This is a genomic window from Desulforudis sp. DRI-14 (genome assembly GCF_052618305.1).
In genome coordinates, this window is sequence record NZ_JBQXEZ010000001.1 from 50,044 (window position 1) to 68,196 (window position 18,153).

The 18,153-nt window shown below is 57.8% G+C and carries 14 protein-coding genes; 5 read left to right on the forward strand and 9 right to left on the reverse strand.

What is annotated here, in order from left to right:
- Positions 1–68: 68 nt before the first annotated feature.
- The gene (locus ACUM6F_RS00280) at positions 69–464 is read right to left on the reverse strand and encodes a hypothetical protein (RefSeq protein WP_445348011.1); all 396 of its coding nucleotides are present in this window, start codon (positions 462–464) and stop codon (positions 69–71) included.
- A 40-nt stretch (positions 465–504) separates the two neighbouring features.
- The gene (locus tag ACUM6F_RS00285; protein WP_425620220.1) at positions 505–801 is read right to left on the reverse strand and encodes a MoaD/ThiS family protein; all 297 of its coding nucleotides are present in this window, start codon (positions 799–801) and stop codon (positions 505–507) included.
- Positions 802–1,108: 307 nt separating this feature from the next.
- Here ACUM6F_RS00285 and ACUM6F_RS00290 point away from each other — a divergent pair, with 307 nt between their 5' ends.
- The 3 genes from ACUM6F_RS00290 (at position 1,109) to ACUM6F_RS00300 (ending at position 5,417) form a co-directional block, all read left to right on the forward strand.
- Positions 1,109–3,889, forward strand: a complete 2,781-nt coding sequence (locus tag ACUM6F_RS00290; protein ID WP_445348012.1) for a cation-translocating P-type ATPase — start codon at positions 1,109–1,111, stop codon at positions 3,887–3,889.
- A gap of 92 nt (positions 3,890–3,981) precedes the next feature.
- Entirely contained in the window at positions 3,982–4,314 is a 333-nt protein-coding gene (locus ACUM6F_RS00295; protein WP_425620222.1) for a TFIIB-type zinc ribbon-containing protein, read from the forward strand.
- A 20-nt stretch (positions 4,315–4,334) separates the two neighbouring features.
- Positions 4,335–5,417 (forward strand): bifunctional phosphoglucose/phosphomannose isomerase, encoded by a 1,083-nt coding sequence (locus ACUM6F_RS00300; protein ID WP_445348013.1) that lies wholly within the window; start codon positions 4,335–4,337, stop codon positions 5,415–5,417.
- Positions 5,418–5,505: 88 nt separating this feature from the next.
- Here ACUM6F_RS00300 and ACUM6F_RS00305 read toward each other — a convergent pair whose 3' ends face one another.
- The 6 genes from ACUM6F_RS00305 to ACUM6F_RS00330 all read right to left on the reverse strand — a co-directional run bounded on the left by ACUM6F_RS00305 (position 5,506) and on the right by ACUM6F_RS00330 (position 14,458).
- Complete coding sequence (locus ACUM6F_RS00305) at positions 5,506–7,761, reverse strand: glycosyltransferase (RefSeq protein ID WP_445348014.1); 2,256 nt, start codon at positions 7,759–7,761, stop codon at positions 5,506–5,508.
- 44 nt (positions 7,762–7,805) lie between these two features.
- A complete protein-coding gene (locus tag ACUM6F_RS00310; protein ID WP_445348015.1) occupies positions 7,806–9,278 on the reverse strand; it encodes a glycoside hydrolase family 130 protein in 1,473 nt (490 codons plus the stop codon).
- Between the two features lie 79 nt (positions 9,279–9,357).
- The gene (locus ACUM6F_RS00315) at positions 9,358–11,847 is read right to left on the reverse strand and encodes a sugar phosphate nucleotidyltransferase (protein ID WP_445348016.1); all 2,490 of its coding nucleotides are present in this window, start codon (positions 11,845–11,847) and stop codon (positions 9,358–9,360) included.
- A gap of 18 nt (positions 11,848–11,865) precedes the next feature.
- Entirely contained in the window at positions 11,866–12,801 is a 936-nt protein-coding gene (locus ACUM6F_RS00320; protein ID WP_445348017.1) for a glycoside hydrolase family 130 protein, read from the reverse strand.
- Between the two features lie 12 nt (positions 12,802–12,813).
- Positions 12,814–13,842 carry a glycosyltransferase family 4 protein gene (locus ACUM6F_RS00325; RefSeq protein ID WP_445348018.1) on the reverse strand — a complete coding sequence of 343 codons (1,029 nt, stop codon included), beginning with the start codon at positions 13,840–13,842 and terminating at the stop codon, positions 12,814–12,816.
- 187 nt (positions 13,843–14,029) lie between these two features.
- The gene (locus ACUM6F_RS00330; protein WP_445348019.1) at positions 14,030–14,458 is read right to left on the reverse strand and encodes a hypothetical protein; all 429 of its coding nucleotides are present in this window, start codon (positions 14,456–14,458) and stop codon (positions 14,030–14,032) included.
- 246 nt (positions 14,459–14,704) lie between these two features.
- On the opposite strand from ACUM6F_RS00330, the gene ACUM6F_RS00335 reads away from it, so the two are divergent.
- Entirely contained in the window at positions 14,705–14,890 is a 186-nt protein-coding gene (locus tag ACUM6F_RS00335) for a hypothetical protein (protein ID WP_425620229.1), read from the forward strand.
- A gap of 88 nt (positions 14,891–14,978) precedes the next feature.
- Here ACUM6F_RS00335 and ACUM6F_RS00340 read toward each other — a convergent pair whose 3' ends face one another.
- Entirely contained in the window at positions 14,979–16,295 is a 1,317-nt protein-coding gene (locus ACUM6F_RS00340; RefSeq protein ID WP_425620230.1) for a double-cubane-cluster-containing anaerobic reductase, read from the reverse strand.
- 178 nt (positions 16,296–16,473) lie between these two features.
- On the opposite strand from ACUM6F_RS00340, the gene ACUM6F_RS00345 reads away from it, so the two are divergent.
- Entirely contained in the window at positions 16,474–17,676 is a 1,203-nt protein-coding gene (locus ACUM6F_RS00345) for an aminotransferase-like domain-containing protein (protein WP_445348020.1), read from the forward strand.
- Positions 17,677–18,153: the final 477 nt, after the last annotated feature.

The window sequence follows — 18,153 nt, forward strand, 5'->3', positions numbered from 1 at the left end:
CAGCAAAAACGGTCACCGGTCAAAAAGGAAACCCGAACGGCAGCCATCTGACCCCATTCGGCCTTTTGCTATTCCCCGCCGTTTCCCGTCAGTTTCTCTCCGACCCGCAGTCCCGCCCACTGCCCCGCAACCGACAGAACAAGGGCCAGGGCCGAGGCGGCCAGCCAGTGAAGGTTCCACGCTTCCACCGACCAGGCAAAAGCAGGCAGGAGAAAACCGCCCACTGCGGTAAACGCCACGCCCTGGAGAGGCCTGGGAAAAGCCTCCGTAGCGCGCCGCGCGGCGGGCACGGACACGATGAAAAACGAAACCGCCAGAGCCGTAAAGACCGCCGCGCCCCCTTCAGGGATGGATTGCAGCAACGTCCGGGGGCTGATAAGCCCCAAGCTGGCGACAAGGCTGGAGTAGCCGATCAGGAGGACGGCAAAGAGCCGGCCGGCCCACTTCGCCTGTCTACGTTCCATTTGTTCAATACCCCCTCATATTTCTGGACTGCGGTACGGCTTAAGAGTTTTCCGCCCCGCGTCCTTTATCCATAAATCCCAAAAGCACCCGGTAAGGTCCCGGGGTGCCGGGGGGCACAAAGGCTACCCGGTCGCCGGGGGCAAGCGAGCAGTCGACGCGCCGGACCCTGCCGTTCACAAACACGACCTCCACTTTGTCCAGGGGGATGTCCAGTTCCCGCGCCAGGTCTGCGGCCCTGGCTCCGGCAGGCAGGTCGACGAAAAGCGGAAAGGGCCAGCTTCTCTCGTCAAAAAGCCGTTTCAGGTCGCCGAAGACCCTGACCTCAACCTTATCCATAGAATCCCCCTCGCCGTTGTGAAAGTCCTGTCTCGCCCGATACATAAAGCACAGCGCCTTTTTCCCGGCCGATTTTGCTTTTAATTATATGCCAAGAGCACTACGCAGACTATCCTTTCAACTGTTACAATTGTTACAATTTACCTAAGATGCCGCTGAAACACTTCGCCGGCTATTGGGAAGTGTAAGGTGAGAGGTCAGAGGTGACAGGATAAACGTGAACAGCTCAAGACACTAATAAAAAAGTTGGGTTTATGGAAGCAACAGTTTAAGGGATCAAATCGTTTGGCCGGGGGTGGTGCAAAACGTGTGGCACCAGAAGACAGCCCACGAAACGATCGAGGAACTCCAGACTTCCGGGGTGACCGGCTTAACCGCAGATGAGACGGCCCGGCGAAGCCACCGCTACGGGCCTAACGAGATCAAAGAAAAAGCCAAAATCTCTCCGGTCCTGATCCTGATCAACCAGTTTCGCAGCATCATCGTCGTCCTGCTTCTTGCCGCAACAGGCATCTCCCTGGCCCTTGGAGATTTCTTCGAAGCCGCCGCCATCTTTGTCGTAATCATCCTGAACGCCGTCCTCGGGTTTATTATGGAGTTCCGGGCCGAGCAGGCCGTCTCGGCTTTGAAGAAGATCATCACCCCCACGGCCAAGGTCATCCGCGACGGCCATCTGTCCGAAATCCCGGCCCGCGAGCTCGTGCCGGGGGACCTGATCGTTCTGGAAGAAGGCGACCGCGTCCCCGCCGACGCCAGACTGCTCGAGGCGAAGGAGTTAAGCGTTATCGAGGCGGCGCTGACCGGCGAGTCCGAACCGGTGGAGAAGAACACCGAGCCTATTTCGGACCCGAACCCGCCCTTGGGCGACCGCAAGAACACCGTTTTTTTGGGCACCAACGTGGCAAGGGGCAGCGGGCGCGCCGTTGTTACGGCTACCGGCATGGGTACCGAATTGGGCCGGATCGCCCACCTCCTGGAAGACACGCCCGACGAGCACAGTCCCCTGGAAAAACGCCTGGAACGCATGGGCCGTTCTTTGGTCGGCATCAGCCTGGGCCTTGCCGCCATCATCGGCATCGCCGGTGTCCTGACAGGCAACCCGATCGGCGAGATGGTGGTCACCGCCATCGCCCTGGCCATCGCCGCCGTCCCGGAGGGCCTTCCCGCCGTCGCCACCATCACCCTGGCCATAGGGATGCAGCGCATGGCCCGGCAGAACGCCATCGTGCGCAGGCTTCCCGCCGTTGAAACGCTGGGTTCGACCACCGTCATCTGTACCGACAAAACCGGGACAATCACTGAAAACCGGATGCGGGTCGAAACGATCTGGCTGCCGGGCCGGGAAATCCAGATCAGCGGAGAAGGGTATGTCCCCACCGGGGGGTTTACAGGCCCGGACGGCCCCATCGACGTTCAAGCGGACCACGACCTTAAACTCTTCCTCCAGGCCGGGGCGCTTTCCAGCAAGGCCGGCATTCAGGAAGACGACAACGGTGAATGGGACGTAATCGGCGACCCGACCGAGGGGGCCCTCGTGGTCGCCGCCGCAAAGGCGGGTTTCCAGCGGGAGCAGGCCGAACGTAGCGGGTATACGTGGCTGGGGGAAGTCCCCTTCTCGTCGGAGACCCGGCGCAGCGCTGCTTTTTACAGGCTGCCGGACGGCACCGGGGCCGTATTCGCCAAAGGCGCTCCGGGGGCGATCCTTGACGTTTGCTCCAGGGTCCGCATCGGCGGGCGGGAGATCGAGCTCAACGAGGAGCTGCGCAAGAAGATTATGAGCCATAACGACGCCCTGGCACGCCGGGGCTTGCGCCTGCTGGCAGTGGCCTACAAGATTTGCGAAGACACCGACAGTCCGTTTGCCGATCTAGTCTTCCTCGGGCTCGCCGGGATTTCCGATCCCCCTCGCCCCGAGGTTGCCGCGGCGGTAGCCGAGGCGCAGCGCGCCGGAATCCGGGTGATGATGATCACAGGGGACCAGCCGGCGACGGCGGAGGCCATCGGGGAACGGATCGGCCTGAAGGGCGAGGTGGTCCACGGCCGGGATCTGGACGGCCTTTCCGCCGGCGAACTGGAGGAAAAGGTCAAGAAGGCCAGCATTTTTGCACGGGTATCGCCCCGCAACAAACTCGACATCGTCAACGTCTTAAAGAACAACCGGGAGATCGTCGCCATGACCGGGGACGGCGTCAACGACGCCCCGGCCCTCAAGAGGGCGGATATCGGGGTGGCCATGGGCCGCGGGGGTACGGCTGTAGCCCGGGAGGCATCCGACATGGTGCTGGCCGACGACAATTTCGCCACCATCATCCGGGCCGTGAAGCAGGGACGGATCATCTTCGACAACGTCCAGAAGTTCATCCAGTACATGTTCTCGTGTAACCTGAGCGAGATCGCCCTGATCTTTGTGGCCATCATCATTGGATTGCCGCTGCCCCTGGTCGTGCTCCAGATCCTGTGGATGAACCTGGTAACCGACGTTTTTCCGGCTCTGGCACTCGGTTGGGAACCGGGGGAAAGAGGGATTATGTGCCGTCCGCCCCGCAACCCCCGCCAGGATATACTTACCGCCAAGTTCAAGCTGACCATCCTGCTGCACGGGTCTGTACTGTCCCTCGGTCCCTTATTCATCTTTATCTACGCCCTAAACAACTTTACGCAGCTGGAGGTCGCCAGGACGCTGGCCTTCGCCACGCTGGCCGTGACCCAGGTGGGATACGCCCTTAACGTACGGCGGCGGAACGGCCTGGGCCTGGACCGGACCCTGCTGGAAAACCCCTATATGATCGGGGCTGTCATCATCACCCTGGGGCTCCAGTTCGCGGCCGTCCACGTGCCGGGGCTGAACGACGCCTTGAGCGCCGTCCCGCTCGGTGCGGGGCAGTGGGCGATGGTGTTTCTCGGCGCCGTGCTGCCTAACCTGCTGATCTACCTGCTCAACCGCCTCCCCTATTTTCAGGATCAGGCCGGGCAGGCGGCATCAATTCATCCGGAAACGGAACGCCGCCGGAAACCGCGCGAGGACGCGCCGGCCCGGCAGCGCCCGGCGGGCGCGCTCCCTTTTGCCGACTGCAAGCGCCTGCGCTGATTGACATTGAAAGTGGTTTAGTTCTGTGAGGAAGATGATATACTTGTCTTAAGAAGCATACTTCACCAAGTAAGGAAAGGAGTTGCTGACAGGTGAAAGATTGTCCGGTTTGCCACGACCGTTTGAAAGAAGTGCCGCGCCACGGCGTGCTTATCGATGTCTGCCCCCGCTGCCGCGGGGTGTGGCTGGACCGCGGGGAGCTTGAAAAACTGGTTTCCCTGGCGGGAGATTTCGAAGCCGATTACGATGAGGACGCCCACAAGCGCCGCCACGAAGAGGACTACGAGGAACCCCGCCGCAAATACGAGGACGACCGCTTTGAGGGCCATCGCTACCAGGATAGGGATTATCCGCATAAGCGAGACCACCACAAGAAAAAGAAAAAGTACGGCGTTTTCGATATCTTCGGCGATCTCTTTGATTGAACGTATTGAGTCCTAAGAGGGTGGTTGTTCTGCAAAGACCTGTTGACCTCGATGACGTTCAGGCCATTGAAGCCCTGGACAGCATGGGCATGTTCGGTACCACGCGGGACCTCCCCGAGCAGTGCAGCCGCGCCCTGGATACGGCAGCCGACGTTCCGCTGCCGGCAGGCGGGACGTTTCAGAATATCGTCGTGACCGGCCTCGGCGGTTCGGCCATCGGCGGAGACCTTTTACGCGTTTACGCTTTCACGTGCCTGGACATTCCGGTTACCGTTAACCGGGGTTATACATTGCCGCGTTTCGCAGGTCCCCGGACCCTGGTGTTGGCCGTGAGTTTTTCAGGCAACACCGAGGAAACGCTCGGCGCATACAACGAGGCCCGCCGGCGAGGGGCGGCGATCGTAGCTGTAACGAGCGGCGGCCAACTGGCTGCACAGGCGCGACGGGATGGGGTGCCGCTCATTACCGTGCCCGGGGGTATCGCCCCGCGATCGGCTATCGGTTATCTCTTCCTGCCGCTGTTAATGCTTTTGGACAGACTGGGTCTTGTCAACGGGATTGAAGCCGAGGCCGCCGAGGCGGTGCGCATTTTGCGGGAACTGAGGATACGATACGATCTCGAGGCTCCCTTAACGGAAAACCCGGCAAAACAAATGGCGATGAATCTCCAAGGGCGTATCCCCGTTATCTGGGGGGCAAGCACCACCACCGAGGCTGTCGCCCAGCGCTGGAAGGGTCAGATAAACGAAAACGCCAAGGCCCCCGCCTACTGGAACGTCCTGCCCGAACTCAATCACAACGAGATCGTCGGTTTCCAAGCCCCGACCGATAACCTTCACCGGATCTGGCTGGTCTTTCTTCGTGACCCTGACGATCATCCGCAGGTGCAAAAACGGTTCGCCGTCACCAGGGAGATTGTCGGCAAGGTGGTTGCCGGTGTTTCCGAGGTCGAGGCTTCGGGTAAGGGACTCCTGGCCCGGATGTTTTCCCTTATCTACCTGGGGGATTACGTAAGCCTGTACCTTGCGTGCCGCTACGGGATCAATCCCGGGCCGGTGGAAGTGATCGACCGTTTAAAGAGTACGCTGGCCAAAGGAGAATAATTGGCACCCTTGGCGCACTTGGCGGTCGGCGGTCGGTACTAGAGTGACTTGCCCAGCACTCAGCCAATTGGTCTATGTTAACCCTTTCTTAAACAATGTCCAGCAGGGTCAGTAAAGCAATCAGCCAGGAAACTGTTGATTCGGCTCCCTGGTTGGCGTTAACCCCCTGCGGCGTCAGCCCGTCACAGCAGCCACCCGTCGTGAAGTCATAAAGCGGCATGTTCAGGTCGTTATGACCGAGAAACCAGTTCAGGCATCGCTTAGCATGCTCGATCCATTTAAAGTCCCCGGTGCCGCGGAAAGCTTCAACGCATGCGTCCGTCAGGGCCATGGCCTCGAGGGGCTGCTGGTCAAACTTTGCCTTCAGTCCGTCGCGGTTCATCCATCCCATGTTCCCGATCAGGGAAAGGTGACCCTCCGGTGCTGTTTGCTGGGCCAAAAGCCATTGGAGGACGGACAACCCGGCGGCCAGCATTTCGTCATTACCCTGAACCCGCCCCGCAATCAGTAAAGCGTGCGGCAGCTTGGCGTTGTCATAGGTCAGAATGTCCTCACACCACGGCCAGTCCAAAGAGACGTTTTCCCGGAACCGCCTGTGGAGTCGTTCGGATAATGTCCTGGTCAGCCTTCGGACCTCGGCGTCACCGGAGTAAACCTCGAGGTAAGTACACAGACCAACAATGGCCAAGGCCCACGCCCTGGGAGAGGAGAAACCATCCAGGACGCTCAAACCCTCGTTGAAGATTCTCGTGGCGATCGCCCTGATGGAGTCTGAGGGAGCAGAACGCACAGTCACACCAAGTCCCCAGAGCGCTCGGCCATGGGAATCCTCGCTGCCCACCGTTTCCAGCCAATGCCGGTCGTAGGACATGAAATTGCGGAAGCGGCGCGTCTCCGGGTTGAAGGCGTGGAGGAGAAACGCCAGGTACTTTCGGATCAAGGGAACCATTTCCCGGGAATGGTAGAGCGAGTAATACATGCAGGCTACAATCAGCGCCCGGGCATTATCGTCAAGGCAGTACCCGTGGTCACGGTTGGGAATGGTATAAGCGCAGTGCTGGAGGATACCGGTATCGTCGGTCAACGCCTGCAGGTGATCGAGGTTGGGCGTCGGCAGCTTGTCCACCATCCTGGTCGTAGAAACCCCGCCGTAAGACGGCTTGGGTTTGCACATCCGCCTTTCAAGGACAAGCGAAAACAGTTCAAGGTACGAATGCGCCACTTCCTTCCAGGTCATCTTCCGTCCGAACTGGTAGGCCCGCTTCCGCATCGCATTTGTTTCGCCTTCATTCTCGATAAGGCTGTTGATCTCCCGGGCCATGGCCCCGATGTCATCGAAGGGGACGAACCTACCCCGCCCTTTGTCCAGCAGCTCCTCGGCATGCCAGTACGGAGTAGAGATAATCGCTTTGCCGGCTCCGAGGGCGTAGGAAAGCGTTCCGGAAGTGATCTGAGATGCCGACTTGTAAGGTGTCACAAAAATGTCGGCCGCCATGATATACTGGCAGAGCTCGTCGCGATCAACGTATTTATTGTCGAAGCGCACGTGATTTTCAAGCCCGAGGCGTTCAACTAACTGATGCAGGCTGTGCCGGTAAGCGTCACCGGTATGCTTTAGAACATGCGGGTGGGTGGTACCAAGGATAATGTAAAAAACCTCGGGATGTACGGCGGCGACCTCGGGAAGGGCCTTGATCACAAGTTCAAAACCTTTGCCCGGATGCATCAGGCCAAAAGAAAGGATGACCTTGCGTCCCTCAACGTCAAAGGCATCTTTATAGAAATTAGGGTCAACAAAGGCAAAATCGGGAATGCCATGGGGAATGTAAGAGATCTTGCTACCCGGAATGCCATAAATGTCCTGCAGCATTCTTACGCCTCGCTGGTTCATGACCACCAGATGCTCCGAGTAGGCGGCAAGCTCGGTGAGAACGGCGCGTTGTTGTTCCGATGGCTCGCTCAGCACCGTGTGCAGGGTGGTGACAACGGGAAGGTGAAGGTTCTTGACGAGATGCAGGATGTGTGCTCCGCTTTTGCCTCCGAATATGCCGTACTCATGCTGGACGAGAACGATATCCGGCTGCTTTACGTTGAGAAACTCGGCAGCGCGCAGGTAGTCAGACAGGCTTGAGTCCCGGATCTGGAAACGAACCTTTGGATGATAGGGATATCCTCCGTCGATGTCATCCATCGCCACCACGAATACCTGATTTCCGTTACCCAGCTCGTCATCCATGGCCAGACAAAGGTCTTCGGCAAAGGTAGCCAGCCCGCATTTCCGGGGTACGTAGGTCCCGATCATGGCGATGGATCGCACCCTGGTTTTGCCAATGAACGTGCCCATTTTCCCCCTCCCTTATCTCCCTTGTCTCTCTTTTGTCTTGGTCCTTATAACAGGCACCTGTTTATCAAATCCTTGACCGGAATTGAGGCGAGCCCGGATTCCCAGTCAGACATAGCATAGGTGATAATCAGCTCATCGCGGTGGATAACCGCCCCGCAGGTATAGACCACGTTCGGCACGTACCCCTCACGTTCGTACTCATTGGGGGCGAGAATAGGTTCCTGCGTCCGCCCGATAAGCCTGGACGGGTCATTCAGATCCAAGAGATCAACCCCCAGACAATACTTACGCATCGGCCCGACCCCATGGGTTACAACCAGCCAACCGGCCTCGGTCTCGATGGGCGAACCTCCGTTACCGATCTGGACGAACTCCCAAGGGCTGAGCGGGCCCCGGATTAACTGGGCTTCTTCCCAGCAATAGATATTGTCCGTATAGGCGACGTAGTTACTTTCGTTATCCATGCGCGCCAGGGCTGCGTACCTTCCATTGATGCGCCGGGGGAACAGTGCCAGGCCCTTGTTCCGCGCCGCCCTGCCGACGAGAGTGGTCGACTTGAACTTAAGAAAGTCGTCGGTTTCAAGAATCTTGGAGGCAATTGTGAAACCGTTATATCCCGTGTACGTTCCGTAATAAGTAACCGTTCCGTCATCGTCGGTAAAACGGACAAACCGCGCGTCCTCTATGCCCCGGCACTCGTTTTCGGCCGCAGGGAAAAGAACGCGTCCTGAAATGCGGGTGTCACTGCGGAATTGTACCGTATACACGTTCTTGCTTAACCAGCCGAGGACTTCCCGGATCGCCGATCGAAAGCGTTTAGGGAAGGTCCTTTGCACTTCTGCTTCTTCGATCACCTTATCGAGTTGTTTTAAAGTAAAGTCTTCCGGCAGCCGGTCGACAATTACCCGTAAAAACTTGCCTGCCATTCCCCGGCTTTTGAGCTGGGCCTCAAAAAGTGCCCGGTTATAGGTTTCGGTGGGAATCCATTCCGGAGTCTCGATATGACAACTGAGAGGCCGGGTCATAATGCGGTACTTGTCGTCAAGCACGCACGACCTGAATTCAAGGGACGATATATGCCCCTCGCCCACACACCGGAAGGTGATAAGATACCTTGCATGATCGACCGGGAGGTTCTCCTGGTCGGGGTGGGGCACAATCGACGGATTAAGGACACCAGCCGACTGAATAGAATACTCGTTGGTAAAATAAGCCCCCAGCAGGAGTCTCCGGCTCTCGGAAACCTTGGCGTCCTCCGGCACGTACCCAGCAATAAGCTCATAATTCCTTTGCAGGCTCTCAATAAAGCGCCGGTGCCGGTAGGCAAATTCCTCCATTACCTGATTGAGAAGAGATGTAACCTCATCTTCGGAAAGAGTCATCACCCGCTTGATGATGCTGCGTACCCGTTCTTCACCCCCGGGGATAAACGGCCTGACGATGACCCGGTGGCAATCGGCCTGTCTGATCTTGCCTCTGCGTGTCGCCAGAATGCACGCTGCGCCGTTTCGTGGCATCTTTTCTACCGCCCTTTTAAGTGTCTTGCTGTATTTATTTGTATAGCAGAATCATGGTTTTGGTGTATACCGTTAACGGTCAGTCACTATCCAGTTCGGCAAGAAGCTCCGTTGTCCTTTGTTCCAGAAGCTCTCGATCACCCCGCGTTTCCACATTTAGCCGGACAACAGGCTCGGTATTCGACATCCGGAGATTAAAACGCCACCGTTCAAACTCCAGGCTTATCCCGTCGGTTTCATCCACGCGCAGCGCCTCTTTCTCGTACTTCGCCCGAATGCGGTTGATGGCAGCCAGCGGATCGGGAACCCTTCGGTTAATTTCCCCGCTGATCGGATAAAGCTTCATCCGTTCGCCCACAAGCTCCGAAAGCTTCTTCCCTGTCTGGCTCATGATTTCAAGAACCATGAGCCACGGGATCATTCCGCTGTCGCAGTAAGCAAAGTCGCGGAAATAATGGTGCGCGGACATCTCTCCGCCATAGACGGCATCTTCCGCCCGCATTCGTTCCTTGATGAACGCGTGCCCGGTTTTACTCTGTACGGGGATCCCGCCGGCCGTTTTCACGATTTCAATGGTGTTCCAGGTCAGGCGGGGGTCATGAATGATCTTGGCGCCGGGGTAGCGTTTGAGAAACTGACCTGCCAGCAGCCCCACGATATAGTAACCCTCTATGAAAGAACCGTTTTCATCGAAAAGGAAACACCGGTCGTAATCTCCGTCCCAGGCGATCCCTACGTCAGCCCCGGCCTTACGGACGGCCTCGGCTGTAACCCGACGGTTCTCGGGCAAAAGCGGGTTCGGAACCCCATTGGGAAACGTCCCGTCGGGTTCGAAATACATCTTTTCAAAACAGAAGGGCAGGTGTCTTTCCAGCCTGTCGATGACCATCCCGGCTCCGCCGTTGCCCGCATTGCATAAAACCTTAAAGGGTTTGAGACCGGACAGGGCAACGTATTTCAGCAGGTGCGCCACATACCTGTCGTAGATGTCCACTTTCCTGGTTTTCCCCGGGACAGATACCGCCGGTGAACAAGCGCCCGGGTTGCCGGCTCCGACCATTGCCTCAATGTCCCTGAGCCCGGAATCCCCGCTGATCGGTTTGGCCTTTTCCCGGACGAACTTCATACCGTTATAGTCCGACGGGTTGTGGCTGGCCGTGACCATGATGCCGCCGTCCACATCCAGATCGAAGGTGGCGAAGTAAACCACCTCCGTCCCGCAAAGGCCGATATCGATTACCGTAACCCCGCTCTTCGTCAGCCCGTTGACCAAGGCTTCGGTTAAAGACGGGCTGGACAGGCGGACATCGTGTCCGACAACCACCCTCCTCGGCCTGAGGAGTGCCGCGTAGGCACGGCCGATGGAGAAAGCCAGTTCCTCGTTCAACTCGTCGGGAACCCTGCCGCGGATGTCATAGGCTTTAAAACACGGGACCCCGGCACATTGTTTACTCTGATACGCTCCTACGCCTTGTCTTCCTTTTTCCGTTTCACTAAGCAAGTCCTCCACCAGCTTCTTTAATTCCTCAGCATGTGCTTTGTTCATGACCAGGGTTTTATCCCCGGAACGGACGACCACGGTCTCAGTGACACCAACCAGGGCCACTGTCTCCTCCCTGTCTTCAGAGAACACGATGTTGTTCCGGGCGTTCAGCGTCCTGACCCGCCCCCGGACGGCGTTGTTCCAATCATCCTTTCCCAACAGGCTCTCCAGAGCCGTCCATCCGCCGATGTCGCTCCACGAGAAGGGGGCAATCACTGTACGTACGTTGGCGGCCCTTTCCATTATTCCATAGTCGACTGATATGGCAGGAAGCTCGGTGAAGACCCGCCGGAGGGCGGCGCGCCATTCAGGCGAACGGTCGCCGGCAACAATGGGTTTCAAATACTGCAGGTGTTCCGGCAGGTGTTGTTCCAGTGCGGCGATAAAGGTTTCCGCGGTCCAGACAAACATCCCGCTGTTCCAAAGATACCGGCCACTTCGAATGTAGCGCTCGGCTGTCGCCGCATCAGGTTTTTCCTTAAAACTCTTCAATAAGAAATGGCTTATGCCGGCATCCTCAGCGACCTGGTCACCCAGTTCCAGATAGCCGTAGCCGGTCGCCGGATAAGCGGGTTTGATGCCGAAGGTGTACAGCGCCCCATCCCTGGCCGCATACCTTGCTGCCGACAAAAGCGCCCGGACAAATTGTTCGGACCCGTCAATCCTGTGGTCGGCAGGCAAGACAACCATTGTAGGATTGCCAAAACGTTTTCGGCACAACAGCGCGGCCAGCGCGACCGCTGCCGCCGTATCGCGGCGGACGGGCTCGCCGATGATGTTCTCCGCCGGTATGTCGGGGAGCTGCTCGCGAACCAGCCCGACAAAACCCTCGTTGGTCAGCACAAGAATACGCTCCGGCGGGACGAGCGACGCTACACGGTCGTAGGTTCCCTGCAGCAGGGAGCGCTCGCCAAACAGCCGGACAAACTGCTTGGGCCTGTTCGCCGTACTCAAGGGCCAGAAACGCGTTCCAACGCCTCCTGCTATGATTACCGCCACCAGGTTGCCGTCATCCATGGTTCTCATACCCTCACCGTCCCTTGTCTAAAACGGGGCACGGGAATGGTTCAGGCACAGGTCGACCAGTTCACCGATCCTCGCCGTCCCCACGCACATTACGGTATCCGCGCCCCCCCAGTAAAGCTTGACGGAGCCGTCATCCTCCGGTACCGCGCCGCAGGTGAACACGACATTGTGCACGTATCCGGTGATTTCCCAGGGATCTTCAGGCTGCAAGATCCAATCATCCGCCACCCCCAGTATTTTTGACGGGTCCTTGAGGTCGTGCAGGGCAACGCCAAGCCTGTATACCGAACCATCCATCGTCGGGAACACCCCGTGGTAGATATGCAGCCACCCCCAGTCTGTCCTGATGGGAGTCGCCCCCGGTCCTATCTTCATTTCATCCCAGTGATATTGAACGGGTTTCATAACTACACGCGAATCCCCCCAGTGAATCAAATCCGGGGAATAGGATATCCAGATCGACCAGGGGGAGATTTCGGAGTGCGGGCGGTCCAGCCGGGCATAGCGGCCTTCAAAATGCTGCGGGAAGAGAACCACGTTCCGGTAGTCGGCCTGGGTGATCAACGCTATCCGTTCCACACTCTGGAAGTCTCTGGTCCGGGCCAGCGCGATACGAACTCCATGGCGTGAATAGACGCTGTATGTCAGCAGGTACTCATCATCAATAGGGCATATGCGCAAATCCTCAACGCCGTATTCTTCATACTCGGCAAAAACACCTTCCGTAGCGGGAACAAGAAAGGGCTCGGGATGCACCTTGAAGGAAAAGCCGTCGTCGCTTTCGGCCAGGCCGATAATCGAACGGCCGTTGTACCGGTGGGACCGGAAAAGCATTACATAGCGGCCGTTGTGCTTCACGACGCCGGCGTTGTGAACGGTCGCTACCGGGTACGGAACATCGTCCCTGGTCAGGATGGGATTGCGTTCGTAACGCGTTACGATGGCTGGGTGCAACACAGTTCACTCCTACATAACAGATTGCCTGGTTATATCCAGGATTCGTTGATACACCCGGATATAGTCATCCGCCATCCGGGCTGAAGTAAACCGTTCTTCGACGGTCTTACGGCACATTGCGCGGTTAATGGCCGGAATCTTTTCCACCGCTGTTACCGCTTCTTCCACATCTCTTACCAGAAAACCGTTGACACCGTCACAGATCAGCTCGGGCATGCTTCCCCGGTTAAAGGCGATGACAGGCGTGCCGCAGGCCATGGCCTCGACCACGGAAAGCCCAAAAGGTTCGTTGAAGTTAATCGGGTGAAGAAGAGCATAGGCGCTTCCCAGCAGGTTGTCACGCTCCGCCGGCCCGATACTGCCTATATAGCAGACGTTTTTACCGTCGAGATGCGGCTTCACCTCGCGGGTGAAATAGTCTCGGTCCTGGATGATCCCCGCCATAACCAGCCGGCGGCCGCAACGCCGGGCGATCTCTATCGCTTCGCGCGCTCCCTTGTCGTGATGGATCCGGCCGAAAAAGAGCAGGTCGGCTCCGCCCTCCGGATCAAAAGTAAACCTGTCCATGTCTATGCCATGGTAGACCGTAGCCACATAATTGAGTTCCGGGGAACGGTCCGCATTACTGATCGAGACGTAGAAGCTGCTGCCGTTGTATTTCTTATATACCGGCAGGATCTTCGGCGACGAAAAACCGTGTATCGTGGTCAACACAGGGGTTTTGACCAGGCGACTGTAACTTAACGGTAAAAAGTCGAAGTGGTTGTGAATAAGGTCGAATTCGCCGGCGGACTCGAATACCTCCGAAATGTGCAGGCACTCCCAAACCTTCGGGTCAAGCCCGGGGTCCTCCTCATACCCGGTGGGGCATACGGCCCGAAGTTCCGCCGCAGTCAAGGAGTCCGCAGTGGCAAAAAGAGTGACATCAACGCCCCTGGCAACGAGTTCTTCCGTCAACAACGAGACAACCCTTTCCCAGGGGCCGTAATGCCGGGGCGGGGTTCTCCAGGCAACAGGCGCGAGCATGGCGATACGCATAAATCTGCCCTCCCTTCGATACTAACTTTTCAAACGCTGGGATTAAATACCTTTTCTATATTAATTGAGCTTTTAAGCCCCGGGGCCGATGCAGATAAAAAAGGCCTTTATACCTCACCGAGCGAGTGCAGTTTAAAGGCCGCTTCTTTCTGTGATGAAAATTCCGATGGTAGTACTACTAGTAATGCTACACGCTTTCGACCATTCTCATTTCTTCCTTGTTTGTCGTGTAGACGTCCACCAGGAAGGTAAACACCTGCCCGTCACGGATGATATTCAAAAACAGCGCGTCGGTATGAAAGCCTTCCGCCTCCATATTGGCCGTTGTGAAGCGGTCACGCTGCCACTCCAGTTCGATCCTGTCCCCCTCTTGCAACAACCTGGCAATGGTTGCACACCTGCGGTTTTGCCGGGCGAGCATAAAAAACGCCGCGGCACGGACCAGTTTGCCGTCCTGGTCCGCCTCGTTTACAAAGCGGGTTTCGGTGGCAATGCGGTACGGGTGGTCCAGATCCTCCTCCCTTGTCATTTCGATATAGCCCTTCCCGTCTTGGTAGATGAAAGCCATCGTATAGGCCGATCGCAGTTCTTCGACGTCCATTTTAGTCAGCCCCATCGCGAAACACCCTTTCAACAGTCTTCTATACCTTATCTTACCACAAAATATGAGGTTAACGTCAGGGTACCGCACAGTAAGGGATGCCGCTTCGCCGCGCTTCCCGGGTGGTGATAACCCCTTACCATTTAATAATCAAGTGAATTTGAGAGCTTGGATGAGAATGGTTGACTTCTTCTTGGCACAAGAGTAGTATGGTAATTGCCCCCTGCGGGCAAATAGGTACTTGAAAGGAGGGCGTTTACCATGACAACCTCTAAAACCGGCCACGACGACTTTGTCCAGGAGTGTCTGGACGACCCATACTGCTGTTCGGAACTGCCGCGGGCCGAGATGCTCATGGGCAGAGCGTCCTTTGGCTTCGTTCTATTGCCGGTCATTGGCTTCCTGGCTGTAGTCTGCTCAATGGTCTTCGTTCCCTCTCTGCTCTAACTTTTCTTAACTCGCGAACGACGCAACCGAACAAAGAGCCGGGCCTCGTCAAAGGCCCGGCTCTTCCTTGTTTTCCAACGTCCCGCTCTCAGCCGCTGACAGCGCCGGCCCGTCTTTCCGCCGCCTTGCGCCCGGCCACTATCTCCAGGAAAGTCTCTACACGCGTACGGATCTGGCCTGCGTCATGCTGGCCGTAGTCGGTCTCGATTTTCAGGGAAGGGATACCGGTACGTTTCAGAGCCTTCTCAACTTGATAGGCCTCAACAGCATAGGGATCACAAAAAGAAAGGATGTAACTGATGACTCCGTCGGCACGGTGCGCGCGGGCCATATCAACAAGCTTTTCGAGACGCCGGGAATTGGGCGTAAAGCAGGCGCAGTCGGGCTCCAGGTGCCGGGCCGCCACCCCGGCCAGCATCTCGTCCAGGTCCGCTCCTTCTCGCTCCTCGGTGAGGGTCTCGAAATAACGGGACCCCGTGCACATCTCCTCACCGACGATGACCGCCCCCGCCGACTCGACGATGAAGGGCACCTTCCAGTTGGGTATGGCCATCGGGGTGCCGCTTACAACCACGCGAGGCGTCCCCTCCGGGGCTATCCCAACGCCTTTGCCGACCCGCTCTTCGAGTTCGTCGCAAAGGGCGTTGACCTGGGCCGTGAAACGGTCGACGTCGTCGTAAAACGCGATCTGGTTGATCAGCAGGGCATCGCGGCCCGAAATCGGTGCCGGGTCGGCCTGCCTCAACCTGTTAAGGCGCTGCAGAGCCCGGCGTTTGGCATTGACGCGGCGGATGCTCTCGGCAAGGGAGTCACTGGTGATGCGCTTCCCGGTCAATTCCTCCAGCTTAAGGGCCAGCAACCGGATTTCCTCCATCCAGAGCATGCGCCCCACAGGACCTTTCCTCTGAGGGGTCTCCATGACGTAAACCGGGGCGAAGTCAGCCAGCACTTCGAAGGCCTTCTTCTTGCCGTCGCAGGTCGTTTCCCCGACCAGGAGGTCGCACGACTCCATGTAGGGACAGACGCGGGCCAGCTTAAAGCCCATGAACGACTTGATCAAGGGGCAGATATTGCGCGGGAGCACGGCTTCGGCCTCCGCGGCGCCGATATCGAGGCCGGAACAAAGGCCAACGTAGACCGCTCCCGCGGCCAGGACCAATTCCTCGGGCACGAAGATGCAGAAAGTCCCGACCACCTTGCCGCCGCTCTTCTTAAACTCCTGCAACTCCTGTACGCGCAAGCCGTGAATCTCGCTGACCACGAAGTCGAAATACTCCATCCCCTTGGGGCGGTTCTCTTGCCGCATATATACCTCCCCGTACGTCGGAGGCAACGCCTGAAGCAACTGGTCGTGCGCCTCGAGATCCAGACCCAGCTCGTCCCACATCTTGGTGTAATCGGCCAAAACAACCTCACTCCCTGACAGGTGGCTTTTGCCTAGATCATATATGCTGTTAAGTTATTAGTCCAATTCCCTTTTGTTATGACAGAAAGATAAATAAGTCGGCATGCAATTGGCTCTTTCCTTGCCCAAAGCAATGTAGTATCGTTCTTACAACAATCCAATTTTGGGAGAGGATCGTATGCCTTACGCCTTCGCGGAAAGAGTCGGCCGGATGCAAAGCTCAGCCATCCGGGAAATCCTGAAAATAACCGAAAGCCCTGGCGTCATTTCCTTTGCCGGCGGCTTGCCGGCACCCGAAATGTTCCCGCTTGATGCATTACGCAAGGCCGTCAACGACGCGCTTGACGAAGGCGGAGCAACGGCGTTACAGTACAGCACCACCGAGGGCTACCTGCCGCTCCGGGAGAAGATCGCCGGGACCATGCGGGAGAAAGGCGTCGACGCCGAGCCGGAAAACGTCTTCCTTACCAACGGCTCCCAGCAGGCCCTGGACCTGCTGGCCAAGCTCTTTATCGACCCCGGCGACGCTGTAATCGTGGAAAACCCGAGCTACCTTGGCGCCATCCAGGTCTTTCGCAGTTACCAGGCCCGTTTCGTGGCTGTCCCGACGGATGAAGGCGGCATTGTGACCGAAGCGCTGGAAAAGGCCATCCGCGAGCAGCGCCCGAAGTTTATCTACCTTACACCCACCTTCAAGAACCCGACCGGGATCACCATGCCCCGTGAAAGGAGGGAAGCCGTGGCCGCTCTCCTGGAAAAGTACCGGATACCGCTGATAGAAGACGATCCGTACAGCGAACTGCGCTACGCCGGGGAGGCCGTCCCCCCGCTGAAGAGCTTTGACCGGACGGCCCGGACGATTTACCTGAGCACCTTTTCCAAGACGATCGCCCCGGGGCTGAGACTGGGATGGGTCGTGGCCGAAAAGGATCTGGTATCGAAGCTGATCCTGGCCAAGCAGGGTACCGACCTGCACACCAGCACGCTGGTCCAGCGGGCGGTCTACCGCTACCTCACCGCCGCCGACGCCTCCGGACACATCAAAACAATCCGGCGCGAGTACGGGCGGCGGCGGGAGACGATGATCAGGGCGATGCGCGAACAGTTTCCTCCCGGTGTCGCCTGGACCGAGCCCGAGGGCGGAATGTTTCTCTGGGTCACTCTCCCGCCGGGGCTAGACAGCGGCACGCTGCTTGAGGAGGCTGTCGCTGAAAAAGTGGCCTACGTCCCCGGCGCCCCGTTCTTCGCCACGGGCGGGGGCGAAAACTGCCTGCGGCTGAATTTCTCGAACACCCCGCCCGCCAGCATCAAAGACGGCATCGGCCGGCTGGCCCGCCTGCTGGGCCGGCGCATGGCAAACCAAGACGGGACTCGGGGGTAACGGATGGCTACGGAGGAAGGGCTACGTTCCCCGAACGCCGGGGCTCTTTTGCTTAAATCCATAAGGGCCTCCAGGTAAGTTTGCATGGCGTGGTTTCCCTGCAGGCTGCCGGTTTGAACGGCCAGCGGAAAAACGCCGGGAACAGGCTCGTAGCACCAGATCTTGTTCGTCAAGAATGGTTTGATCCTCCTGGGCGGCAGCAGGGGAACAATGTCGTGAACGTTGACGAGGCGCGCGCTCCCCGCCACCATCGCGCCGTACGCATAAGGCGAACTGCAGGTCGCCGACGCGGGGAGCGCCGAAATTATACATTACAGGCATCCAACTTCCGGCGTCAGACTTCTTTTTTAGCCAGGCGCAGTTTTTCAACAGCCTCATAGCAGGTCGGTAAGACCGAGCAGGGGCGGCGGCGGGCACCGTAGAATTCCTTTCCATGTCACATATATGCTTAAAAAAGCATTGTCACTCATGAGCAAG

Excerpts from the sequence above, each read along its gene's own strand:
- ACUM6F_RS00280 (WP_445348011.1), bottom strand. The coding sequence starts at position 464 with ATGGAACGTAGACAGGCGAAGTGGGCCGGCCGGCTCTTTGCCGTCCTC.
- ACUM6F_RS00285 (WP_425620220.1), bottom strand. The coding sequence starts at position 801 with ATGGATAAGGTTGAGGTCAGGGTCTTCGGCGACCTGAAACGGCTTTTT.
- ACUM6F_RS00305 (WP_445348014.1), bottom strand. The coding sequence starts at position 7,761 with ATGGGCACGTTCATTGGCAAAACCAGGGTGCGATCCATCGCCATGATC.
- ACUM6F_RS00310 (WP_445348015.1), bottom strand. The coding sequence starts at position 9,278 with ATGCCACGAAACGGCGCAGCGTGCATTCTGGCGACACGCAGAGGCAAG.
- ACUM6F_RS00315 (WP_445348016.1), bottom strand. The coding sequence starts at position 11,847 with ATGAGAACCATGGATGACGGCAACCTGGTGGCGGTAATCATAGCAGGA.
- ACUM6F_RS00325 (WP_445348018.1), bottom strand. The coding sequence starts at position 13,842 with ATGCGTATCGCCATGCTCGCGCCTGTTGCCTGGAGAACCCCGCCCCGG.
- ACUM6F_RS00330 (WP_445348019.1), bottom strand. The coding sequence starts at position 14,458 with ATGGGGCTGACTAAAATGGACGTCGAAGAACTGCGATCGGCCTATACG.
- ACUM6F_RS00335 (WP_425620229.1), top strand. The coding sequence starts at position 14,705 with ATGACAACCTCTAAAACCGGCCACGACGACTTTGTCCAGGAGTGTCTG.
- ACUM6F_RS00345 (WP_445348020.1), top strand. The coding sequence starts at position 16,474 with ATGCCTTACGCCTTCGCGGAAAGAGTCGGCCGGATGCAAAGCTCAGCC.